The sequence below is a fragment of the Shuttleworthella satelles DSM 14600 genome (genome assembly GCF_000160115.1).
GTDB lineage: Bacteria > Bacillota > Clostridia > Lachnospirales > Lachnospiraceae > Shuttleworthia > Shuttleworthia satelles.
Genome location: NZ_GG665867.1, coordinates 423,762 through 447,003 on the forward strand (window position 1 = coordinate 423,762; position 23,242 = coordinate 447,003).

Consider the following 23,242-nt stretch of genomic DNA (forward strand, 5'->3'; position numbering starts at 1 on the left):
AATTCTGAGGATTGAATTCACAGAACCTGAGCGAGAGCTCTGATGATAAGAGATCGACTGTCCAGCTCGTATCTTTCCATTGAGGGAAAGAGCGAGTTGGACAGTCATTTTTGGTTCATCATAATTGAATCCTCGCGGGAAATGTGTTTTGTTAAAAAAGAAATTGCGAAAAAAGTGTGAAAAATGTATAATGTCCTTTGAAGCGCAGGCAACTTTTTAAAAGGCAGATCAGTAAAGGAGTGTTATGAAAAAAGGAAAGAAACTATTGGCTTTTGCCATCTCCTTGCTGACAATGGTCACTACGATATTCAGTAATACCATGTCAGTACACGCAGAAGACACGACCGGCCTGAAATTCACGAAAATTGAAGTGACAGACACGGCAGGAAATGTCAAGGCAGATCTTTTGGCTGGCGGGAAGCCCAGTCTGGAGGCGGGAAAGGACTACTATCTGAATGTAGCCTACTCCGTACCGGCTGGTCTGCAGTTCTCCCATACCTATATGGATCTGACCCTGGGCAATGGACTCTACTATATGTCTCTGCCCGGTTCAACCTGGAAGACAGGACCGATCAGCAGTACGGGATTTGAGGAGCTGACTCTGTCGCCGACGGGCAACGCGGACTCACCCTATGGGTATCCAGCGTCCACAGCAGATCCGTCCGCGACTCCTCCGACGGTGGGCAAATCCAAGACAGGAAAGATTTCATTTAAGAGCAAGTACTCCCTGACCAATGTTGCCTCTACCAAGGAGATTCAGTTCCGCCTGGATGACGCCTATGAGAATATGGACGCCAACCAGATTCTCGCCAATGTCATCAAGCTGAACCTGCGGACAGACAGCAGCAGCTCTGTCGACGCCAAGTCCTATCCGGTCAACGCGAAGGACGCACCGACACTCGGCTTCTGGCCCGATGTCAGCTCAGAGGTTGTCACCAAAGGCGGACAGACCAGCCAGTTGTCTGTAGGGACAACCGGGGCCGGAACAGGATTTCTGACCAAGGCCGGAAGCAGCACTACAATTGATGTCGTCTATCCCAGCGACATACAGTTCGATGGACTGAGAGAGGACAGCATCTATCACATGGACGGCGTCATTGGCGCCACCACAGATGATGGGACCAACAAGACGACGAGGGTGACCTTCCCGGAGAGCGGGCGTCTTATGGGCAATTTGAGTCTGAAACCCAGATTCACAGTTCCGAGCACAACGACCCGTCCCAATGGTTCAACCTTCCCCGTCAAGCTCAAGAATTTGAGCCAGACAGTCTGGAACGAGAATATCGGCCGGACTTCTACGACGAAGGAGCAGGATCTGTCGATCACCATTCTGGACGGTTCCACTCCGGAGCTTCTCACCAAGGTCAATGTGCGCGATACCATGCCTAACTGGGCCAAGAAAAAGTATGACACCTATAACGTGCGCTTTGGCGGTCTGATGATTCGCAATGAGATGGGTACCGCCTCTCGTCCCAAAACTCTGGAGATGAATCTGGATGAAGCTAATACGGCGATTATCCGTGGCGTCACGATCCCTTATGCGGCCGGGATGCATTACGGAATGCTGACCTGGACTTCCGCAGACGGCAGGAGCGGGACGATTGATCCGAACTCACTCCAGCACGATGGGGTTTCGACTCTAATTAAGAATACCGACCTGGGTCTGGGGATCAACGACTCCATCAAGACCATCAAGGTTGATCTCGGGACGATCCCCGGAAGCTGGAACGGGATAAGGTATGAGGACAATACCAACTACGACTATAATCCCGAGACAAAGGCTTACAATGTCAAGCCCGGCGGCCGCAATTCAGCTTTCATTGATGAGAGCGCCTATTACGGCTGGTCATATATGCCCGGCGGCGTCTTCGGAAGCTGGAAGAAGGGGACTGATGCCGACGTCAAGAGTACCATTAAGTTCTATAACACGGGAACCACGCCTCAGGCTGCGAATACCTATGAAGTGCTGGGCAAATCAGGACCTCCCAAGGTTGTCAACGGGATCGGAACCATTGACAAGTCCCAGATCAACGGAGGAGATAAGTTCCACATCTCCGGTAAGACCAGCGACGCGAACTGGGACTGGAATCCCCTGCAGGAGCCTGTCTTCTATGTGACGATGCCCGAGGGATTCAGTTACTCCAACCTCAAGGTAACCAATGGAAAACTGTCCAAGCCCGTCTATGTAGGTGAGTTCATGCATGGTACCGAGAAGGTCAAGGTATGGAAGTATACCCTTGATATCGGGCAGGAGACCAGGGGCCAGTATCAGCCTGATTTCACCTGGAAGACATCTGAGATCAGCATGGATGTGACGACCAACACGGACGCCAAAGTCGGTACCTACCATATCAATGATTTTCTCGGGATGACCACCAAGGATTTCAAGGATATCGGAGCCAAGCTTAAGGGCATGCGTTGGGACAGCGCCAATTCGACAACGGAAAAGTATACGGCTGATTTCGGTAACGCCGTCAACGGCGGAGAGACCATGTCTTCTCTGTCAGAGAAACGCGGGATTAAGGTCAACCAGGCCTATGAGGTCAGAGCGGATTCCAAACTGATTGTGCCGGACGGAGACCAGGGGCCCAAGACCTATATCTATGATCCGAGCTCAGAGAGCACGAAGAAAGCAACGACACCGGTTCTTGACAGAGGCGGCAAGGTGACGCAGAGGATTGTTGTGCGCAATAATACGACCAAGACAGTCAAGCACACAACGCTCTATGTCCCGCTCTTCTCAGAGAACAAGAACAACGGCTTGGGATACCATCCGGAAGGCAAGACCCAGTGGCCGTTGAAACTGACCGACACGAGTATGACCTCCAATTTCACGGTCAAGTATATCAAGCTCCACCCGGGTAAGACCTACTCCATGAATCAGGCACCTCAGCCCGGCGATTATGATGTGGTGACAGATCCCGCACAGGCAGATATGGCTGTCTTTGAATCGACAAAGGCTCTGGCGATTGGGGATGGAGGCACCATTGACCTGAACTATGAGGTCAGTCCGACTCTTTCACCGACCTATAATGGGAAGATCAATGTCATCTCTCCTGTCCTGGACTACGATATCGACGGGAATACATCCACACTGACCAGACAGTCCGCTGCCGTCAGCTTCAAGACGACCGCGGTGGATATCCCGGTCGAGAAGGTCTGGAAGGATCTGGGCAGCGCTGCTGTAGATCACAGCGCGGACTCAGTACAGGTTCGTCTCTACCGGAACGGACAGGCGACCAATGAAGTGCTTACCCTGGACGCTGCCAAGAACTGGAAGGGTAGCTTCAGCAACATCGCCTCAGAGGATCCGGCGACCCATCAGGCATATAACTATACGGTCAAGGAGGAAGGCCTGGATGCCAACGATCAGATTCAGATCGGTGGCAGGCAGTACCGGTCCGCGGTGAGCGGAGACGCGAACACGGGCTTTAAGGTTACCAATACCGGCTCAGAGAAGATCTCTATTGATGTGACCAAGGCCTGGGTTGGCAAGGCCGCCGATTCCGCGACCGTCAAGCTCTTGGCCGACGGCGCTGTCAAGGACACCGCTGTTCTGACCGCGGGAACGAACTGGAAGCATACTTTTGCGGACCTTCCCAAGTATGATATCAATGACGGCCATGAGATCGCCTACAAGCTGGACGAGGTCAAGGTTGAGGGCTATAAGACCGAAATCACCGGGAACGCCAAGGATGGCTTTAAGGTGACCAACACCATCACCGGTCAGGTCTCTGTCTCCGTAACCAAGACCTGGGTCGGCAAGGCAGCTGATTCCGCGAAGATTCATCTGTACGCTGACGGGACGGAGAAGGAAGCTGTCACCTTAAACGCAGGCAACCAGTGGAAGCATACCTTCGCTAATCTTGACAAGTACAAGAATGGCGTTGAGATCAAGTACACGATCAAGGAAGACCCGATCGCCAACTACAAGTCCGAGATCAGTGGCGATATGACCTCCGGCTACACGGTTAAGAACACCAATACGGAGAAGATCTCCATTCCGGTGACCAAGGCCTGGGTCGGCAAGGCAGCCGATTCCGCGACCGTCAAGCTTCTGGCAGACGGCACCGTCAAGGACACCGCTGTTCTGACCAAGGATACGGGCTGGAAGCACACTTTTGCTGATCTTCCCAAGTATGACGCTAACAACGGCCATGAGATCGCCTACACCTTAGACGAGGTTAAGGTAGAGGGTTATGTGACTGGCATTTCCGGAACGGCAGAGAATGGCTTTACGGTGACCAACACCATCACCGGTAAGGTCTCTGTTCCGGTAACCAAGATCTGGGTCGGCAAGGGAGCTGATTCCGCGAAGATTCATCTGTACGCGGATGGGGTCGAGAAGGAGTCTGTAACCTTAAACGCAGACAACCAGTGGCAGCATACCTTCGCTAATCTTGACAAGTACAAGAATGGCGTTGAGATCAAGTACACGATCAAGGAAGACCCGATCGCCAACTACAAGTCTGAGATCAGTGGCGATATGACCTCCGGCTACACGGTTAAGAACACCAATACGGAGAAGATCTCCATTCCGGTGACCAAGACCTGGGTCGGCAAGGCGGCCGATTCGGCAACCGTGAAGCTCCTGGCAGACGGCACCGTCAAGGACACCGCTGTTCTGACCAAGGATACGGGCTGGAAGCACACTTTTGCTGATCTGCCCAAGTATGACGCCAACGATGGTCATGAGATCGCCTACACCTTAGACGAGGTTAAGGTCGAGGGTTATGTGACTGGCATTTCCGGAACGGCAGAGAATGGCTTTACGGTGACCAATACCATTACCGGTAAGGTCTCTGTTCCAGTGACTAAGAAGTGGATCGGAGATCCTGCAGAGTTCGTCACGGTAAACCTCTACGCGGACGGACAGAAGGTGGATAGCCAGAAGTTGTCCAGGGACAATCAATGGCAGTACACCTTCGCCAACCTGGACCAGTACAAGGATGGTCAGGAGATCAAGTACACCATTGAGGAGGAGGCGATTGCCGGTTATACGACAAGCATTAGTGGAGATGCTGCCAATGGCTTTGTGATCACCAATACCCAGGATCAGCCCAAGCCTTCACCCAAGCCCAATGTCGTTCCCAGGAACCCCAAGGCTCCGAAGACAGGAGATCTGGGCAACCTTCCTCTCTATGGATCGCTCCTGCTTCTTGCGGCAGTAGCTGCCAGCCTTCTGGCCGGAAAGAGAAGAAGACAGACCAGGTAACCACAGACGAAAACAGTTGATTGAGAGAAAGGGCGCGCGAGTCTGATGACTTGCGCGCTCTTTCCTGTGCGCTTTGTCTCTGTGCGGTTTATTGCCAGTGTTCATGGCGCTGAGACGTACGCAGTTTCTGACATGTATGTGCAATGCGGTCCTCATCATATGGATATTTTCAAATGGGCGGAAATAGGTCATAATCTAAACAAGCGTTAGCTTCGCATAACAGATGATGAACAGCAGACGCGCAAGAAAAAGATCAGATAATCGGCTTTTTTGTGACCTTTAGAGGTCACCTCTTTTCGTACTCTTTCGTTAAAAGAGACGCAGAGGGGAAAGGTGCAAAAAAGAGAGCAGGAAGAAGGAGGGAAAGATGGGACTGTTGAGAGATTTCTTTAATCAGACCAGGAAGCCGGCAGGCTTTTTGGGGAAAGTTATGATTTCCGGTATGAACCGCAGTCACGCGAAGATGGCGGACTGGGGCATGCGGCATTTGCCGCGGATCGAGGCGGAGCAGATTGCAGATCTGGGCTGCGGAGGGGGAAGAAACGCGGGAGAGCTGCTGCGGCGATACCCTGCGGCTCAGCTGACGGCTGTCGATTATTCTCCTCTTTCTGTACAGAAGGCCAGAGAATATAACCAAAAGCAGATTGAGGAGGGAAGATGTCGGGTTATTCGGGGAGACGTCTCGGAGCTGAGTCTCGATCCAGAAACATTTGATCTGGCCACGGCTTTTGAGACCATCTACTTCTGGCCCGGACTGGAAAGATGTTTTGAACAGGTGGCCCGCGTCCTGCGCCCGGGCGGGTTTTTCCTGATTGTCAATGAGTGCGACGGGATGGACGCGGCAGGCAGGCATTTTGAGAAGATCATCGATGGCATGCGCTGCTATACATCGGAAGAAATTCAGGCGGATCTTATGAGGGCCGGATTCTCCAAGATCAAGGCGATCCACCACCCCTCAAAGCCCTGGATTGTCCTTATCGCGAAAAAATAGGAGAGGAGCAGGCGGAGAATTCGGAGAAGAATCTGGCGCGGAATCCGGAAAAGAATCTGAAGGAAAAGCCGGCGGAGAAGATGATAGAATACAGGATGTCTATCTTCGTAATGTGCAGGTGCGCATGTCGAGCAAGTCCAGGTGGCCCAAGGGGATGTATGACCTGCGGCCGGGCTATGGTAAGGGAATCGAAGCGCGCCCCAGCAGCGGCTTTTTGTTCCGTCATGTGGATGGATTGGCGATGGAGAATTGTTCCGTCCGTTTCGCGGACAAGGCAGGGGGTGCGTTCGGCGAGGCGGTGAAATTTGAGTCCTGCCGCCGTGTGAGAAATGACTGCTTTTCTGAGCTGTCGGAAGAATGAGAGAAAGAGATCGTGAAATCAAAATTTGAGAGCCGGACGATAGCCTATTATCTGATCCTGGGACTCCTGATGTTGGGGCTGGGCAGCAGCGACGCCTTGCGGGGCGTCTTTGCCCCTGTGTTCAGAGAGCATTTTGCCCTCAACACCTCGCAGCTGTCCCTGATTATTACCGTCAGCTACATGGGGAATTTCGTCTTCATGCTCCTGGGAGGGAGGCTTTCCGATCATTTCGGCCTTCGGAGGGCGTTTTGCGGCTCCCTTTGCTGCTGGATAGGCGCGGAGGCACTTTATCTTCTGACCGATCACTACCCGGCTCTTCTGGTCGGCGTTTTCTTCGCCATGGGGACCTCGACCCTTTTGAATATGCTGATGAATGTCATGAGTCCGCGTCTTTTTACAGTGCCGGGGGCCGCAATCAATATTCTCTTCTTTATCCAGGCGATTGGGACAACGCTTACCCAGGGCGGAATCGGACGCCTTGCGACCTCCTTTTTGGCCTGGAAGCTGGTCAGCCTGGGCCTCCTCTTGATCGGGGTCATCGCTCTGCTCGCTTTCGCAAGGCTGTCATCCGGGGATGCCGGTCTCTCATACGACAGGAGGATCCGCAAGGAGGTGATCGGAGAGATCAGTAGGGAAGTCGGCGAGGAGACGGCCGGAGAGATCAGTAGGGAAGTCGGCGAGAAGACAGTCGGAGAACTCAGTAGGAAGGTCAGCGAGGAGGCGGCCGGGAACATCCATAAGAAGGACAGGGCGGAGGCAAGAGAGGGAATTCCTCAGAAAGCCGCCGGGAGGGCCTCAGAGAGAAAGAAGCCTCCCTATCCGGAAGAAAAAGAAGCTCCCTATATCATAATTCTGCACAGACCGGCCTTCTGGCTCTTTATTCTTATTTTCGGCACCTACTTTATCGGCGAGCACGGGGTGATGAACTGGATGAATATCTACTGCCGTGACGGACTGGGAATGAGCGCCCGGGACGCGGTCCTCATCCCCAGTCTTTTCTACGGGGGTATGATGCTGGGACGCCTTCTCTTCGCCCCTGTGATCGCCAAATTGAAAATTCGAAAGGCGCTTCTGATTTTTCTTGGATCCGGTACGGCAGTTTACATCCTGTCCTTTGTTCTGGGACAGCGGGCCTTCTTTCTCCTGTTCGCGGCAGGGCTGGGTCTGTCTGTCATTTACCCGACCATGACAATGTGCATTCAGCTCTACTTTCACAGGGAATTGACAACAACTGCGACGGGGGCGATTATGAGTGCAGGAACCCTGTTTGATATTGCGTTCAATGCTATTTTCGGACTTGTGATTGCCCGGGTCGGATACGGGATGGGCATGATGATTCTGCCCCTGGCCATGTGCCTGAGCCTGGGAACCTATCTGGCCCTCCTCCGCTGGGGAGAGCAGATAAGAGAGCTATAAGAGGGGAATTCGGAGGACGTTCGTCATCATCTTCTGCAGGCAGAGGACGGACGGTCAAGGGAGATAAGGAGGGGAAATGGGCTTTGATATCAGTTATCATCCTATTCGAGAGGATGAGATGGAAGCGTGGTTTTTCGCGCCGATGAAGGCGCTGAGAGAGGGCGATGACAGCCTTATCCGGAGGGTCGCTGAGGAACGCAGCAAGCAGCAGGAGAAGTTCTTCGCGGAGAAGTACATTGATATCATGAAGACTCTGGCCAGCTGGGATCCCAATCAGCCGACCGAAAAGGGACTGCTCTATGGAATGGCTGTCATCAGTGGTTTCTTTACCAGATACCAGTATGTTCGCGGCGCGGCTTACTCTTTCCTTCTAGACAGGCAGCCGCAGATGGGGGAGTACTGCAGTTCCTGGAGGAGTTTCCTGCCGGATTGGATTCCATCACCAAAGCATGAGAAGCTGACGGAGAATTACGCTGCCGGCGTCTACATGAGCCCAGATCAGGTTAAGGCACTTCTGGCAGATTATGAGAAGAGTGCAAAAGTCCATCAGATCCTGACAGACTTTTTTGAAGGGAATCTGGAGGTTTTTCTGACAGCGCTGCAGGATGCAAAGAGAACAGGGAGCGGTCTTATGGAAGCGGCTGAAGTAATCGAGGTAGAGCCTCTGGATCTGAACCGCACGGTCTGCTATTCGGATCTCTTCCTCTGTGATCCCAAGGGAGCTTATATCTATCAGGATGTTGCCATTGCGCAGATTAAGGCGGCGACCGGTATGAGCGAGGAAGAAATCGCGAAGAAAGTGCAGGAGGGGAAGTTCACCAGTCAGAAGACCTATGTGGAACTGGATGATACCGAACAAGAATAAGAGGTTGTAGAGGCAGGTGAGGAGCCGGTTAGGTAACAGTAGCTTTTCCGCTCCCGACCGATTAAACTAAGGAGGTAAAAAAGGGACAAAAAGATTTACTAAAAAACATATGAAGGAAACGAATTCATGAAATTCCTCGAAAAAAAATTGCTGGGTTGCCCACTGTATGGATATCTGACGGCTGTTTTGCTCTATGCCCTGCAGAACCTGCTCTATGAGCAGATCCGTATGTATCAGGAGCGGGTGGGGGTGGTCTGGCATACGACCAAGATCCCCCTGCTGGACGATCTGATCCCCCTGCAGCCGGAGTTCTGGATTATCATCTATCTCTTCAGCCATATCTTTTGGATTATAGGACCGATCGCGGCCTCGAAGGTGGACAAGGCGCACTATCGTGACTTCATTGCGGGGGTCGTGATTGCGGAGCTGATCGGAGCAGCCGTCTTCGTTCTCTATCCCACAGGGATGAATCGGGCTGCGGAGGGACTGCTCAACAATAACCCGGGCTTCTTCAACGGAATCTTACAGTGGACCTATGCCGCGGATGGGCTGACCTATGGGACCAATCTTCTTCCCAGCTTTCACTGTCTGATTTCGACCTCCTATTTTCTGGTGGTCTATAAGAGGCCTGAGATCTCCAGGGAATACCAGATTTTTACCGGCATATTCTGCATCCTGATCTTCATCAGTACGGTGACGACCAAACAGCATTTTATCATCGACATTCCGGCGGGAATTGCTCTGGCCGTTTTTTCGTATGCCCTTGCCTGTCACTTCCACCTGGGAAATCTGGGGAGAGGGGAAAAAGCCTCATCATGAGCCGAAGGATGAAAATGCCCGATACGTATCATGGGCTAAAGGATGAAAGAAGCCAAAGGCCGCGACGGGACCGGGCTGCTTTCTAAGTAAAATCTGTCAGAAGAAGAGGCAACCATGAAGAATTTCAACGATAACTTTCTCAATAAAATCATGCGCTATGTTCTCCTGACCTTTCTGATCATGCTGATTATGGTCTGGGCTTATCGGCACATGGATACGATCCTCTGGCAGGCGGGCACCTTCATCGGGTGGATTACAGGAATCCTAAAGCCCCTGGTCTTCGGGATCATGGTGGCCCTTTTGCTCTCGCCCGTGGTGCACAGGCTGGAGAGGGGGTTCTCGCACGTCCCCATTCTGCGCAAGCATAGGACGCGCGGTCTTTCCGTGGCAATTACGGTTTTGGCCGCGCTTTTGGTCTTCTTCCTTGTGGCCTCCCTGCTTCTGTCCTCTCTGACCAATAGTCTGCAGGCGGTCAGTGTGGAGAACCTGAAGATTATCGCCAACAATTTCCAGGAGTCGATTTCCGGGATCTGGAGTCTGGTGACGGAGGTGATGGACCGTTTTCATATCGACCGGTCCTTCCTCCAGGAGGCGGTCAATAACGCCTCCAACTGGGCGAGAAATTCCGCCACCAGCGCGGCTAAAGGGGTCACGGGATTCATGACCACCGCCTTTTTCAGCTTGATCTTCTCCATCTATTTCATGGCGGATCATGAGGGCTTTATCGCCTATTGGACCAAGGCGGCCAAGTCTATCCTGCCTGAGCGGGAGTACAGCTACTTCATGGAGTTTCTGGGAAATGCCGGGCACGCCTTCATCGGCTATGTCCGGGGTCAGCTGCTGGACGCCGTCTTCGTCGGTGTGACCATGTCCATTATCCTGTCTCTGATCGAGGTCCCCTATGCCCTCTTGATCGGTATGATGATGGGAATCGGAAACCTGATCCCATATGTAGGGCCGGCCGTGGGTTACGTCTCCGTGACCTTCGTCTGCGTTTTCGCCCAGGATCACAGCAAGCTGTTGATCGCCCTGATCGCGGTCTTCGTCGTCACAACGATTGACGGCAATGTGATCAATCCCCGTATTCTCTCCAATGCCGTATCGGTTCACCCGGTTCTCGTGATCGCGGCTCTTTTGGTCGGATCCGCGGTGGGCGGGGTGACCGGCATGTTTCTGGCCGTTCCTGTGGCTTCTCTGATTCGCATCTATTTTGATAAGCTGGTCGATTGGCGGTGCGAGGAGACGGATGAGAAACTGGGCAAGAAGATTGACAGGGCGACAGACGGGGAGAAAGAGACGCGTGAGTGATTGCGCGATTGATTTTGAAGAATTCAGAATTTTACCGAATCCTATGGGCAGAAAAGGAGCAATCTCAGGGGAATACTGACAAAATGACCATTTTTTGAAGAAAAGTAGGGCTATAAACGATATTGGAAAGGTTTTCAATTGGCAAAATGCACAAAAGTCAGAGGAGAAATCTGTGAGCCTAACCAAATTAACCGGGAGAGGGCAATATTTCGTGGAAGACCTTAGCAAAGTGCTATAATACCTCTTGTAAACATTGAACCCGGTTGTTTTTGAAACGTTGGAATCGTTTTTTCACTGGGTCATAGTAGGAGGGAATATGAAGAAAAAAACGCTAGCTCTTGTAATGGCAGCCTGCATGGTTGCCTCCGTGTTCGCCGGCTGCGGCGGGAACGGCGGCGGGTCCTCATCCGGTGATAACAATTCTTCCGGCAAGTCGCTTCGCCTGGTAAACGGTAAGATCGAGGTTGATGCTCAGCTCAAGGAGCTGGCCGAGGCCTATGAGAAGGAGACCGGGACTAAGGTCACCATCGAGTCCATGGGCGGCGGAGTCGATATCCAGGGCCAGCTGAAGAATTACAACCAGGCCGGGAATATGCCCGACATCTTTGTGTGCGGCGGCTCCAGTGATTTCAAGAACTGGACGGACAACATCGTTGACCTGAGTGACCAGGAGTGGACCAAGGACACGGAGCTGGCCTACAAGGAGGACGGCAAGGTATACGGTTTCCCCTATACCCAGGAGGCGATCGGCCTTTGCTACAACGCTGACATTCTGCAGAAGGCGGGCATTGACCCCAAGTCCATTACCGGACCTGAGAGCATGAAGAAGGCTTTCGAGACCCTGGACGCCAAGAAGAGCGAGCTGGGACTGACCGCAGTGCTGGGCTATTCCGCTGAGCCGGTCAACCTCTACTGGTCTACCGGAAACCACATCTTCTCCGCATACCAGGACGGGGGCTTACAGAGAGGGGATACCAAGTACTTTGATATGCTCTCCAAGGGAGAGATCGACAAGACCCGTTTCAACGACTTCTCCAAGATGGTCGCCCTCTTTAACAAGTACTCTGATCCCAATCTCCTGGTTTCAGGTACCTATGATCAGCAGATCTTGAACTTCGCCTCCGGCAAGTACGCCTTTGTTACCCAGGGCTCCTGGATCGGCGCGACGATGACCGGCAAGGATGACAAGGACGCTTATAAGGCGGCCGGCAACTTCAAGTGCGGTATTCTCCCATACGCTTTCCAGGAAGGTATGGATCGTCTGGAGTCTGACTCTCCATCTTACTGGGCTGTCACCAAGAACGACAACAGCGATGCCGCCAAGAAGTTCCTCCAGTGGTGCGCGGGTGATGCGGGACAGCAGATTCTGGTTGAAAAAGCTGGATTTGTAAGCCCCTTCAAGTCTTCCAAGTACGTTGCGTCTGATCCCTTCGCTCAGACCTTGACCGATTATCAGAAGGCTGGCAAGACCTCCGGCTGGACCTGGCCCGGAAACAAGGAGGGTCTGGCTCAGAACGCGCTTGGTCAGGTCTTCAACGACTTCGCACAGGGCAAGATCGCGACTCCTGAGGACTTCACCAATAAGATGGCGACAACGATCAAGGATTATTACAGCAAGTAAGCGCTGCTTGGAATAGGGGGGCCTGGCCCCCCTTTTTTTCCAGTTTCAGAACTGACAATCAATCCGGCAGAATACGCACCGGAATAGAGTTAGGAGGAAGAGGGATGAATAAGACTTCCGCGATACGAAAACCTATTTCCATCGGCGTGCTCACCACGGGAATTGTTCTTATGGTAGGCGCGCTGATCATTGATATTACAGGGATAAAATTTGGCGCAAGAGGAGCAATGCTGATTATCGGTCTTCTGGCTGCTCTCTATGGCCTCTACCATTTCCCCAGCCAGAAGTACCACAGGGGAATTGTCTATTTTATTTTTCTCTTTCCCCTGGTCTTTGCCTTTGCCGTGACGGTGATTATCCCTCTGGTTCTCGGCGTGGGATATTCCTTTACGGACTGGACGGGGATTAAGATCACTAAGTTCGTGGGGCTGGCGAATTATTCCAGTATGTTCCACGATCCGGCCTTCCTCTGGTCCGTACTGATCACATTCCTCTTCGTGATTCTGAATATTATCATGGTCAACCTGATCGGCTTCGCGCTGGCTCTGCTCTGCACTTCCGCGATCAAGGGAACGGGCTTCTTTCGGGCTGCCTACTTCCTTCCCAACCTGATTGGAGGGATCGTACTCGGCTATATCTGGCAGTTCGTCTTCAACAATGTCCTGATTCAGATGACCAAGACCTCCTTCCTGGCCAATACAGAGACGGCCATGCTGGGAATTATCATCGTCTATATCTGGCAGTATGCCGGTTATATTATGCTGATTTACATCACCGGTCTGACCCAGGTGCCCAAGGATGTGATCGAGGCGGCTTCGATCGACGGAGCCAATTCCAAACAGGTTCTGTTCCATGTGCGAATTCCCCTGATCATGCCCACCATTACCATCTGCACCTTCCTGACCTTAACCTCCGCCTTCAAGCAGTTCGACGTCAACATGGCTCTGACCAACGGAACCGGATCCGTCGATGGCTTCCTGGGCGGATACCTGGCCAACGGAACCCAGATGCTGGCCCTGAACATCTATAATACGGCCATTTCCAAGAACAGCTACGCGGTCGGCCAGGCCAAGGCAGTCCTCTTCTTTATTATCCTGGCGGCGGTATCGCTCATCCAGGTGAGAACGATGAACAGTAAGGAGGTAGAGCTGTAATGAGTACGTCAAGCAAGATCAAGAAAATCCTCTTAACCCTTCTGGGAATCGTGATTGCGGTCTATATTCTCTTTCCCTTCTATCTGGTTGTCTTAAACGCCTTCAAGAAGCAGAGCGCCATTGTGGCCAACCCGATCTCCTTTGCGGGGGCTTCCTTCAGTCAGCTGATCAGCAACCTGCACAGTGTCGTCAATAATTCGAACTTCCGCTTCTGGTCCGCCTTCGGGAGCTCCGTTGTGATCACAGTCTGCTCTCTGGTGCTTCTGGCAGTCTTAGGATCCATGGCGGCCTGGGTTATCTCCAGAAACAATCGCAAGAAGTGGGCCGCGGCCATTTACATGGTCTTTATCGCGTCCATGATCATTCCCTTCCAGGTTGTTATGCTTCCTCTGATCTCGACCTTCCGGGACGCGGGGAAATTCGTGGGTATCAGCCTTTTGCAGTCGATTCCCGGCATTATTTTCGCTTATCTGGGCTTCGGAGGAGCGATGACAGTCTTCATCCTGACCGGTTTCATCAAGGGAGTTCCCTATGATCTGGAAGAGGCGGCGGCCATTGACGGCTGTTCTCCCGAGGGGACCTTCTTTCGGATTATCCTCCCGCTCTTAAAGCCGGTCATTACGACGGTCACCATCTTAAACGGAATGTGGATCTGGAACGACTTCCTCCTCCCCTCTCTGATGCTGGGACTCAACGGTAAGATTAAGACCCTGCCCGTCGCCGTGCAGGCCTTCGTCGGATCCTATGTCAAGCAGTGGGACCTGATCCTGTCGGCGGCTCTTCTGGCAATCGTTCCCATGATCGTCGTCTTTTTGATCGGTCAGAAGCAGATCATGAAGGGCATGGTCGAGGGAGCCGTCAAGGGTTAAAGTCCCTTACAATGTTCTCTGAGGACGGAATGGTTGCGATCAGGCTGCCGTCAGTGCGCTGAGTGGCCATTGCAATGCTCTACGGCAGGCGGATTTGCTGGCCGAAATATAAGAGACAAAGTATAAGAGACTGTGAAGAAATCAAAGACAGAAGTCGGCTGCCGCATCCATGTCAAAAGTGGTGCGGTACAGGACGGATTGCCTGGCGTTTTTTCACAGTCTTTTTATGCTTTTTTGCGGGCTTTTTCTCTTGTGAAGACCCTTTCGTGTGTGGTAATGTGCTTATGCAGGAAATCTTGGAAACAGGCTCGGACGGAAGGAAAAACAGTCAATCGGGATTCGTCAGAAGAGATTCATCAGAAGAGATTCAGAAGAAGCCAAAAGAAGCATGACCTCCCGCGAAAGGAGCGGAGAGAGAAAGGAAAAATCATGAAGAAAGCCTGGTGGAAGGAAAGCGTCGTCTATCAGATTTACCCTCGCAGCTTTTGCGACAGCAATGGAGACGGGATCGGTGATTTAAAGGGAATCACATCCAAACTCGATTATCTGAAGGAATTGGGGATCGACGTCATCTGGCTCTCCCCGGTTTACAAGTCCCCCAATGATGACAACGGCTATGATATCAGTGACTACGAGGATATCATGGATGAGTTTGGGACGATGGAGGATTTCGATGAGCTCCTGGAGCAGGCTCATGCTCGCGGAATCCGGCTGGTCATGGATCTGGTGGTCAATCACACCTCAGACGAGCATCCGTGGTTTTTGGAGTCCCGAAAGAGCCGCGATAATCCAAAGAGAGACTACTATATCTGGAGAGATCCGGTGGACGGACATGAGCCGACCAACTGGGGCAGCGCCTTCTCCGGTTCCGCCTGGCAGTGGGATCAGAAGACGGGCCAGTACTATCTCCATCTCTTCTCTAAAAAGCAGCCGGATCTCAACTGGGACAATCAGAAGGTCCGCCGCGATATTTTCGATATGATGACCCGCTGGTGTCAGAAGGGGATCGACGGCTTTCGCATGGACGTCATCTCTTTAATCTCCAAGCCAGAGGTCTTCGCGGATGCCCCCACGAACGGCGGAATCTACGGAGCCTTTGACGCCGTGGCCAATGGCCCTCATGTACATGATTACCTGCAGGAAATGAACCGGGAGGTTCTCTCCAGATTTGACATCATGACTGTGGGAGAAACGGCAGGCGTCACCCTGGATGAAGCGAAGAAATACGCGAACAGTCAGGGGACGGAGCTGGGCATGGTCTTCCAGTTCGAGCACGTGGGGCTGGACGAGGATCCGCATGTTCCCTACAAGTGGTCAACCAGGAAGATGCCTCTGGTGCCCCTGAAGGAGAATCTGACCAAGTGGCAGCTGGGACTGGACGGCTGCGCCTGGAATTCCCTCTACTTCTGCAATCACGACCAGCCCAGAATTGTCTCCCGCCTGGGGGACGACTCAGACCAGTATCGGGAGAGAAGTGCCAAGGCCATCGCGACGGTGCTGCACATGATGCAGGGGACACCCTATGTCTATCAGGGGGAAGAGCTGGGAATGACCAATGTGGGATTTACTTCCGTAGACCAGTTCCGCGACCTGGAGTCCATCAACGCTTACCATGAACTGACTGAGAAGGCAGGAATGGACCCGGCTGACCTGCTTCCAAAGATCGCTCACAAGAGCAGGGATAATGCCCGGACACCGATGCAGTGGTCCGATGCTCCCCAGGCCGGTTTTACCTCCGGCAGGCCCTGGATCGACGTCAATCCCAATTATGTCAGGGTCAATGCCGAAGAGCAGATGGACCGAAAGGACTCCGTCTTCCACTACTATCAGAAGCTGATAGCCCTTCGGCACAGCTCAGACCTGATTGTCTACGGGCACTATCAGCTGCTTTTGGCGGAGGATCCGGACCTCTTTGTCTATCGCAGAGAGCTGGATCAGAGGAGAATGCTTGTCGTGGCGAATCTGTCCGGACACGAGAGGGAGTACGAAATTCCGTCGGATTTCGCGAAGGGCAGAGTCCTGATTCAGAATATATCTGAGCACGATATCCATGACGGGAAGCTGGCGCCCTATGAGGCCTATGTCCTTGAGGTATAAGAGGGGCAGTGCGCCGGGGGAGTCCGATGCGCGGATTCTCCGGGGAATGAGCTTTTGACAAATGGTTTTTAGCAGAGAAGGTCTCTTTGCGTGAGGTGAAAAGAATGAAAAAAACATGGTGGCAGGGTAAGATTGCCTACCAGATCTACCCCAAGTCCTTTTTGGACACGACAGGAAATGGAATCGGCGATATTCGGGGGATCATCTCCAAGCTTGACTATCTTAAGAAGCTGCATGTGGGAATCCTCTGGCTCTCCCCCTGCTTCCTCTCTCCCCTGGCGGATGAGGGCTATGATATCGCGGACTACTACCGGATTGATCCCAGATTTGGCAGCAATGAGGACCTCTTTACCCTGGTAGAGGAGGGGAAGAAGCGGGGAATCTCTGTCATCTTAGACCTGGTGGTCAACCACTGCTCGGATGAGCACGAGTGGTTTCAGGCGGCCCTGGCCGATCCGGAGGGTCCTTATGGCAAGTACTTCTACATCGAAGAGGGGGTTGACGGGCACGCGCCCAATAACTGGCGATCCTATTTCGGGGGCTCCGTCTGGGAGCCCATCCCCGGAACAAATAAGTACTATCTGCACCTCTTCCATAAGAAGCAGCCGGATCTCAACTGGGAGAACCCCAGACTGCGCGAGGAGATCTACAAGATGATCAACTGGTGGCTGGACCGGGGAATTGCCGGTTTTCGCATCGACGCCATCATGAATATCAAGAAGGTCTTTCCCTTGGCGGGGCACGATTATCCAGTCGACCGGGAGGACGGTCTCTCCTCCTGCGCGCAGATGATTCAGGAGGCCAGGGGGATCGGGGACTTCTTCAGAGAAATGAGGGATCGCTGCTTTGTTCCCCACGATGCCTTTGCTGTCGCTGAGGTTTTTGATGAGAGGCCAGAGCAGGCCTCTGTACTGATCGGGTCAGAGGATGGATATTTCTCAAGCATGTTTGATTTTCAGGCTAATTGCGTCGGAAGATCTGATAAGGGCTGGTATGACGGGAAGCCCGTCGGGCCGGACCAGTATCGGGACGCCTGCTATCAGACGCAGAAGATAATCGGAAAACGGGGATTTATCTCTACCATCATTGAAAATCACGATGAGCCGAGAGGCGTCAGCCGCTATATTCCTGCGGAAGAGCTCTCTGACAGGAGTAAGAAGTTCCTGGGAACCATGCAGCTGATGCTAAGAGGACTGCCTTTTATCTATCAAGGGCAGGAGATCGGGATGGAGAACACCCATGTGGATACGCCCGATCAGATCAGTGATATCTCAGCCAGGGATGAGTACAGGGTTGCTCGCGAGGCCGGTTTGAGTCAGGATGAGGCCATGGCGGTGGTCAACCGCATGAGCAGAGACAATGCCAGGACACCGGTTCAGTGGTCCGACGCGCCCCAGGCCGGTTTTACTTCCGGTAAGCCCTGGCTGGCGGTCAATCCCAATTATAAGAAGATTAATGTGGCTGCCCAGGAGAAAGATCCGGATTCTGTTCTCAACTATTACCGCAGGCTGACCGCTCTTCGCTCGGATCCAGTCTATGGCGACAGCATTGTCCACGGCGACTTCGATCCCTTTATGCCGGAGGAGCCCCGTTTCATGTCCTTTTACCGGAGGGGAGACAAGAAGCTTCTGGTTCTCGGCAATTTCTCAATGAATGAAAAGAAGGTCAGGATCTCAGATCAGGTTAAGAAGGTAATCCTGTCCAATGTTAATTCTGATCCCGGTCAGATCCGGCCTGGTCAGGGGGGTGAGGGAACAGAGATCAGCCTGGCCCCCTATCAGGCGCTGATTCTGGAGCTTGCCTGAAGACAGCCAGAGCCTTTTCATGTGCTTTTGCATGTTAATGCGTGTTGTTGGCGCTGGAATGTACCTTGAAAATATGCTAGGGTAGAGAACGGGAGTATCAGTGAACGGGGACAGAAGGCAGGACGCATGCGCGCACTCTATTTAGATCTGGGAATGGGAATTGCCGGAGATATGTTTTCGGCGGCTCTTTTTGATCTTTTAAATGAGGATCAAAAGCAGGAGTATCTGAAGACAGTCAACAGCCTGGGTTTGGACGGCGTCCGGGTCAGCGCCGAGACAGTCAGCAGCTCGGGGATCTGCGGAGTACATATGCGAGTCCTTGTACATGGTCAGGAAGAGGTCGGACAGGACTTGCATGAGAAAGATCAGGAGGCGCAGGCGGCCGATTCGCAGGAGAAATGTCAGCCAGACCCGGAGACTGACCAGCATGAGGGTCATCAGCTGGCACAGGGAACGGATCAGCATGAGGATTGTCAGCCGGAGACCGACCGGAAGGGTGAGCGTCTGTTAGAGCATAGAACCCATGAATCAGAGCACAGCCACACGCACCATGGAATAGGAGAAATCCATCATATTGTTGCGGGCTTTGATATCTCGGAAGAGGTAAAGAGCCATATTCTGGCGATATATGGGGAGATTGCCAAAGCGGAATCGGCGGTGCACGGCATGCCTGTCGAGGAGATTCATTTCCACGAGGTAGGGTCTCTCGATGCGATTGTCGATGTGACCTCCGCCTGTCTGCTGATGGATATGCTGGCGGCGGATCGGGTGACAGCCTCCCCTGTCAGGGTGGGTTATGGCCAGGTTCGAGCCGCCCACGGTCTGCTTCCGGTGCCTGCCCCGGCCACGGCTCTGCTTTTGCGCGGTCTGCCTGTCTACGCGGGCCAGATCGAGGGAGAGCTCTGCACACCGACAGGGGCCGCGATCATTCGTCATTTTGTCCAAGACTTCGGTCCGATGCCTGCCATGCGCCTGTCTGAGATCGGTTATGGGATCGGAGGCAAGAAATACACAAGTCTCAATGCCGTTCGCGCTTTCTTAGGTGAGACAGACCGGGAGGGAGACCGCATTTGCGAGCTGACCTGCAATCTGGATGATATGACAGCGGAGCGACTGGGCTTTGCCATGGACCGTCTCTATGCGGCTGGCGCCGCGGAAGTATATATGGTCCCGGCCACAATGAAGAAATCCAGGCCCGGAGTGGTGCTTGTCGTGCTCTGTCAGGAGGAGCAGAGACAGGCCCTTGTCGAGAGTATTTTTAAGTATACGACGACTCTGGGGATCCGGGAGAGCATTCGGCAGCGCTATATCCTGGACCGTCGGATCGAGACGGTGGATACGGATTTGGGACCGATCCGGAAAAAGCTTGCCTCAGGTTATGGGGTCAACCGCGCCAAGTACGAGTATGACGACCTGGCGAGAATTGCGAGAGAGAGATCCTGCTCCATTGAAGATGTGATTGCAGGGATAAAGGAGTAAAGAGGACGTTGTCCGCGTCAGGGAGTTGAGGCGGGAGAGATGAAAAAGGAAGAAAGAAGATGAGAAGATTATTCCAAAATCTCGCTTTCGACCTGATTGCCGTGTTAGTCGTGGGAGTTCTGGCAGCTGTGATCGGATGGGGGATAAGTAAGCATTCCATCCCTATGCCGCCGCCGTTGCCGCAGGATCGGAGAACCGCGCAGACGGCGACAGTGACGATTCACAATAATGCGGCCAGTGCCGATAAGGACGGCAAGGTAAATGGCCTGCGCGTCTATGATCCGGATTCGGACAATCTGGCGGAGTATACGGATGGAAGCCAGCAGCCTCTGGGCAGTCATGTTGCCATCTATGTGTACAATCTGGCCAGTGACGTACATCTGACCATCCGGCACAAGGGGGAGATCTTCGCGGATGACGATTTTCCCCGCCTGGAGGATGAGAAGAAGGTCAAGTTCTTTGACTTGATCTTAGACGGCGACCTGGAGGTTGAGACCAAAGAGATCAATCTCAAGAACCAGCAGGGAATTGCGACGGTACATATCAATGACAGCAGCCTGGCTCTTGTGACCAGCGACGGGCAGGAGTGGAGTGATGGTCAGGATATTGCCTTCGGCCAGAGAAGCGTTTCCATTGCGGCAAAAGACAGGGATCTGAAGGCGCAGATCAAAATCGGAGACCGCATAGCCGCGACAAAGGTGATCCTTAAGGGGCGAGCCGCTTTTGTGGATGATCTGAACATTGATGGAGATATCTTCTTCCAGCTGGATATTGCAAGTGACGAGGAGGTGAAGGCGGAGCAGGAAGCCGAGCAGGAGGCCGAGCAGAAGGAGGCCCAGGCACGCGTCAGTGAAGAGAAGTCCTCATCGGAAGAGAAGGCAAAATCCAGAGCCGACAGGAAGAGTCAGTCGGGAAGCCAGACCAGGCCCGATCCTAAAAAGCAGGATCAGTCGGGCGGTCAGACCAAGCCGGACACCGGGAAGAAAGACCAGTCGTCTGACCAGAAACCGAATGACAATCCGGAGGAAAAATACGCGACAGTGACCATAGAGGATGAGAGCGGCAGCGTCTTTGTCGGAGTTGTGACAGATGATGACAAGGAATCGCATGATCTGAACCCGAACAATGTGAAGAAGATTTCCTCCGGCGCCAGACTGCCCATCGGGACACGGATTGCGATTTTTAAGTATTATGATCCCAAGTATTCCTCCTTTAAGGTGATCCACAATGGCAAATACATTGTGAACAGGGAAAATGACCTGGGCGGGGAAGGAAGTTATTCTACGATTGAGTTGACCCTGGAGGGAGACTTGGTCGTAACATGCTCTCCCGTCGACGGGGGAAGACATACAAACGAGGAAGGGCGCTAAGCCTTCCCGGACCGTGGCAATCGATTGTGGCAATCGATTGCGGAAACAGATCACAGAAAGGTCAGATCGCGAATCGTTCAAGAGAAAAGGAGAAATGATGAAACTGCTCACGGATATTCTGGTGCTTCTTGTGGCCCTGGAATTTTGCTTTATTTTCTATCTGGAGAGCGTAAGAACCTCGTCCGCCAGGACGGCGTCTGTCTTTGGCATGGAAGAGGGGGAACTGAAGCGCCCCTCGGTCGACCTGCTCTTTAAGAATCAGGGAGTCTACAATTTAGTCATTGCGCTGATGCTGATTCTGGGAGCTTTCGTCTTCCACTCGCCGCTGGTCGTTGCGCTCTTTCTGGCCAATATCATTGTGGTCGCCGCCTATGGAGCCATCAGCTCCAGTCCCAGGATTTTTCCCATGCAGGCGGGTCTTGCTGTCATTGCGGCCATTTGCCTGGCCATCGGGAAGGCAGTCTGAGCGTATTTGAACGCGGGGCGGAGATTTCGTTTGTTTTCAGGAAGGTTCCGCAACTTTTTTGGAGACGGGCTGTGTATATTCATGGCGGAGAGCCGTGAATGCAGGGGAGAAAGTGTCTGACAACTAGGCATTTTCTCCTTTCTGTGTTACTCTTAGAGGGAAAAAGATGCTTGTTATCCAGGGAGACTGTATGGGGAAGGAGAACTGGTACAGTATGGAATTCAGACAGGCAAAGGTAACGAAAATCGTCAAGGAGACGAGTGACATCTACAGCATTCAGATGGAGATCCCTGAGGGCTATACCTGGAGGGCCGGACAGTATGCGATCTGGCAGCTGCAGGACTATGTGGCTCCGGAGGGAGAGAAGGAGGATCGGGTCTTTACAATTGCCTCAGCTATGGAGGATCATTTCCTCATGTTCTCTACACGGATTGCGGACCAGCACAGCTGGTTCAAAGATATCCTGCTCAGGCAGCTGGAGGCCGGGGACACGATGCTTGTGTCCGCGCCTTTAGGAGAGATGGATATTGATATGGAGGGAAAGGAGCGGAGCCTCTTGATCGCCGGGGGGATCGGCGTGACGCCCATCCGCTCGCTTCTGCGCCATTACAGCAGTAATAATGTGCCCACGCATAAGATACAATTGCTCTATGCGGACAATCGGGGGGAGTTTGCGTATGGTGACTTCTGGAAGCAGATTGAGGGGAAGATGCCGAATGTCAAGCTGCAGCTTCTGACTGACTCCAATGTATTCGCAGAGAAAGCAAGGAATTACGCTGTCAGCCATGGAAATGAGGCTGAATATCTGATCGCCGGGTCCCCCGGTATGAATCAGGCCTTTAAGAAGAGTCTGACAGAGGCCGGCGTCAGCGGAGGCAACATGAAAACGGACGAGTTCTTCGGCTATGAGTAGAGGAATTCGGAAGCAGACATAGAAGCAGAAGCACAACCGGCTTTCGGATCAAATCAAAGGCGTGAAAAGGCAATGTGTTGAAATTCACGGTGCCGCAAGGGCTTTGTGTTAAATCAAGGGCGTGATAAGGTACGGTGGCAAAATTAATGGTGCAGCAAAGCTCTGTGTCAAATTGAAGCTGAGACAGGTACTATGCAAAATGTCGGGCGGGATCCTGCGGGAACCCGCCCCATTTCTGTACTTGCGCCGATTCAGCCGCTCCATGAGGTGCTGATATGTTCTATCGCCCGGGAAACAGAGGCTTATGAATTAATGCCTGTTCGGACAGAGGGAATCGCGACAGGAGTGATTTTGGGAAATATGTTAGAATAATGGCGTTGGCCTGGGGTCAATGAGCTTGTACTTTTTATCAGTATTGACGGCATTTACCATCACTGGGCCTGGCTGTCCTCCTGGCTTGCCATCGGTTGGGCCAATGCCATCGCCAAGCTGG

The 23,242-nt window shown here is 52.9% G+C and carries 16 protein-coding genes; all 16 read left to right on the forward strand.

The window, feature by feature from the left end:
• The first annotated feature begins 244 nt into the window (after nucleotides 1-244).
• The 16 genes from GCWU000342_RS10035 to GCWU000342_RS08805 all read left to right on the forward strand — a co-directional run bounded on the left by GCWU000342_RS10035 (nucleotide 245) and on the right by GCWU000342_RS08805 (nucleotide 22,749).
• Entirely contained in the window at nucleotides 245-5,215 is a 4,971-nt protein-coding gene (locus GCWU000342_RS10035; RefSeq protein WP_006907041.1) for a Cna B-type domain-containing protein, read from the forward strand.
• Between the two features lie 367 nt (nucleotides 5,216-5,582).
• Complete coding sequence (locus GCWU000342_RS08730; RefSeq protein ID WP_006907042.1) at nucleotides 5,583-6,206, forward strand: class I SAM-dependent methyltransferase; 624 nt, start codon at nucleotides 5,583-5,585, stop codon at nucleotides 6,204-6,206.
• A gap of 124 nt (nucleotides 6,207-6,330) precedes the next feature.
• Entirely contained in the window at nucleotides 6,331-6,567 is a 237-nt protein-coding gene (locus GCWU000342_RS10570) for a hypothetical protein (RefSeq protein WP_156784539.1), read from the forward strand.
• A 12-nt stretch (nucleotides 6,568-6,579) separates the two neighbouring features.
• Complete coding sequence (locus tag GCWU000342_RS10040) at nucleotides 6,580-7,983, forward strand: MFS transporter (protein ID WP_006907044.1); 1,404 nt, start codon at nucleotides 6,580-6,582, stop codon at nucleotides 7,981-7,983.
• A gap of 76 nt (nucleotides 7,984-8,059) precedes the next feature.
• A complete protein-coding gene (locus tag GCWU000342_RS08750) occupies nucleotides 8,060-8,848 on the forward strand; it encodes a hypothetical protein (RefSeq protein WP_006907045.1) in 789 nt (262 codons plus the stop codon).
• A gap of 126 nt (nucleotides 8,849-8,974) precedes the next feature.
• Complete coding sequence (locus GCWU000342_RS10045) at nucleotides 8,975-9,667, forward strand: phosphatase PAP2 family protein (protein WP_006907046.1); 693 nt, start codon at nucleotides 8,975-8,977, stop codon at nucleotides 9,665-9,667.
• A gap of 114 nt (nucleotides 9,668-9,781) precedes the next feature.
• Nucleotides 9,782-10,975, forward strand: coding sequence for an AI-2E family transporter (locus GCWU000342_RS08760; protein ID WP_006907047.1), 1,194 nt, complete (start codon nucleotides 9,782-9,784; stop codon nucleotides 10,973-10,975).
• Between the two features lie 316 nt (nucleotides 10,976-11,291).
• Nucleotides 11,292-12,596: an ABC transporter substrate-binding protein gene (locus tag GCWU000342_RS08765; protein WP_006907048.1), complete on the forward strand. Its 1,305-nt coding sequence runs from the start codon at nucleotides 11,292-11,294 to the stop codon at nucleotides 12,594-12,596.
• A 104-nt stretch (nucleotides 12,597-12,700) separates the two neighbouring features.
• Complete coding sequence (locus GCWU000342_RS08770) at nucleotides 12,701-13,750, forward strand: carbohydrate ABC transporter permease (RefSeq protein ID WP_006907049.1); 1,050 nt, start codon at nucleotides 12,701-12,703, stop codon at nucleotides 13,748-13,750.
• Complete coding sequence (locus GCWU000342_RS08775) at nucleotides 13,750-14,619, forward strand: carbohydrate ABC transporter permease (protein ID WP_006907050.1); 870 nt, start codon at nucleotides 13,750-13,752, stop codon at nucleotides 14,617-14,619. Before GCWU000342_RS08770 ends, GCWU000342_RS08775 begins: the two co-directional genes overlap by 1 nt.
• Nucleotides 14,620-15,048: 429 nt before the next feature.
• The gene (locus GCWU000342_RS08780) at nucleotides 15,049-16,716 is read left to right on the forward strand and encodes a glycoside hydrolase family 13 protein (protein ID WP_045001166.1); all 1,668 of its coding nucleotides are present in this window, start codon (nucleotides 15,049-15,051) and stop codon (nucleotides 16,714-16,716) included.
• Between the two features lie 104 nt (nucleotides 16,717-16,820).
• The gene (locus GCWU000342_RS08785) at nucleotides 16,821-18,521 is read left to right on the forward strand and encodes an alpha-glucosidase (protein WP_006907053.1); all 1,701 of its coding nucleotides are present in this window, start codon (nucleotides 16,821-16,823) and stop codon (nucleotides 18,519-18,521) included.
• Between the two features lie 126 nt (nucleotides 18,522-18,647).
• The gene (larC, locus tag GCWU000342_RS08790; protein ID WP_006907054.1) at nucleotides 18,648-20,000 is read left to right on the forward strand and encodes a nickel pincer cofactor biosynthesis protein LarC; all 1,353 of its coding nucleotides are present in this window, start codon (nucleotides 18,648-18,650) and stop codon (nucleotides 19,998-20,000) included.
• Nucleotides 20,001-20,059: 59 nt separating this feature from the next.
• Nucleotides 20,060-21,370 (forward strand): hypothetical protein, encoded by a 1,311-nt coding sequence (locus GCWU000342_RS08795; protein ID WP_006907055.1) that lies wholly within the window; start codon nucleotides 20,060-20,062, stop codon nucleotides 21,368-21,370.
• Nucleotides 21,371-21,467: 97 nt separating this feature from the next.
• Nucleotides 21,468-21,836: a DUF1304 domain-containing protein gene (locus tag GCWU000342_RS08800; RefSeq protein ID WP_044960136.1), complete on the forward strand. Its 369-nt coding sequence runs from the start codon at nucleotides 21,468-21,470 to the stop codon at nucleotides 21,834-21,836.
• A 190-nt stretch (nucleotides 21,837-22,026) separates the two neighbouring features.
• Nucleotides 22,027-22,749: a ferredoxin--NADP reductase gene (locus tag GCWU000342_RS08805; protein WP_242649999.1), complete on the forward strand. Its 723-nt coding sequence runs from the start codon at nucleotides 22,027-22,029 to the stop codon at nucleotides 22,747-22,749.
• Nucleotides 22,750-23,242 lie beyond the last annotated feature (493 nt).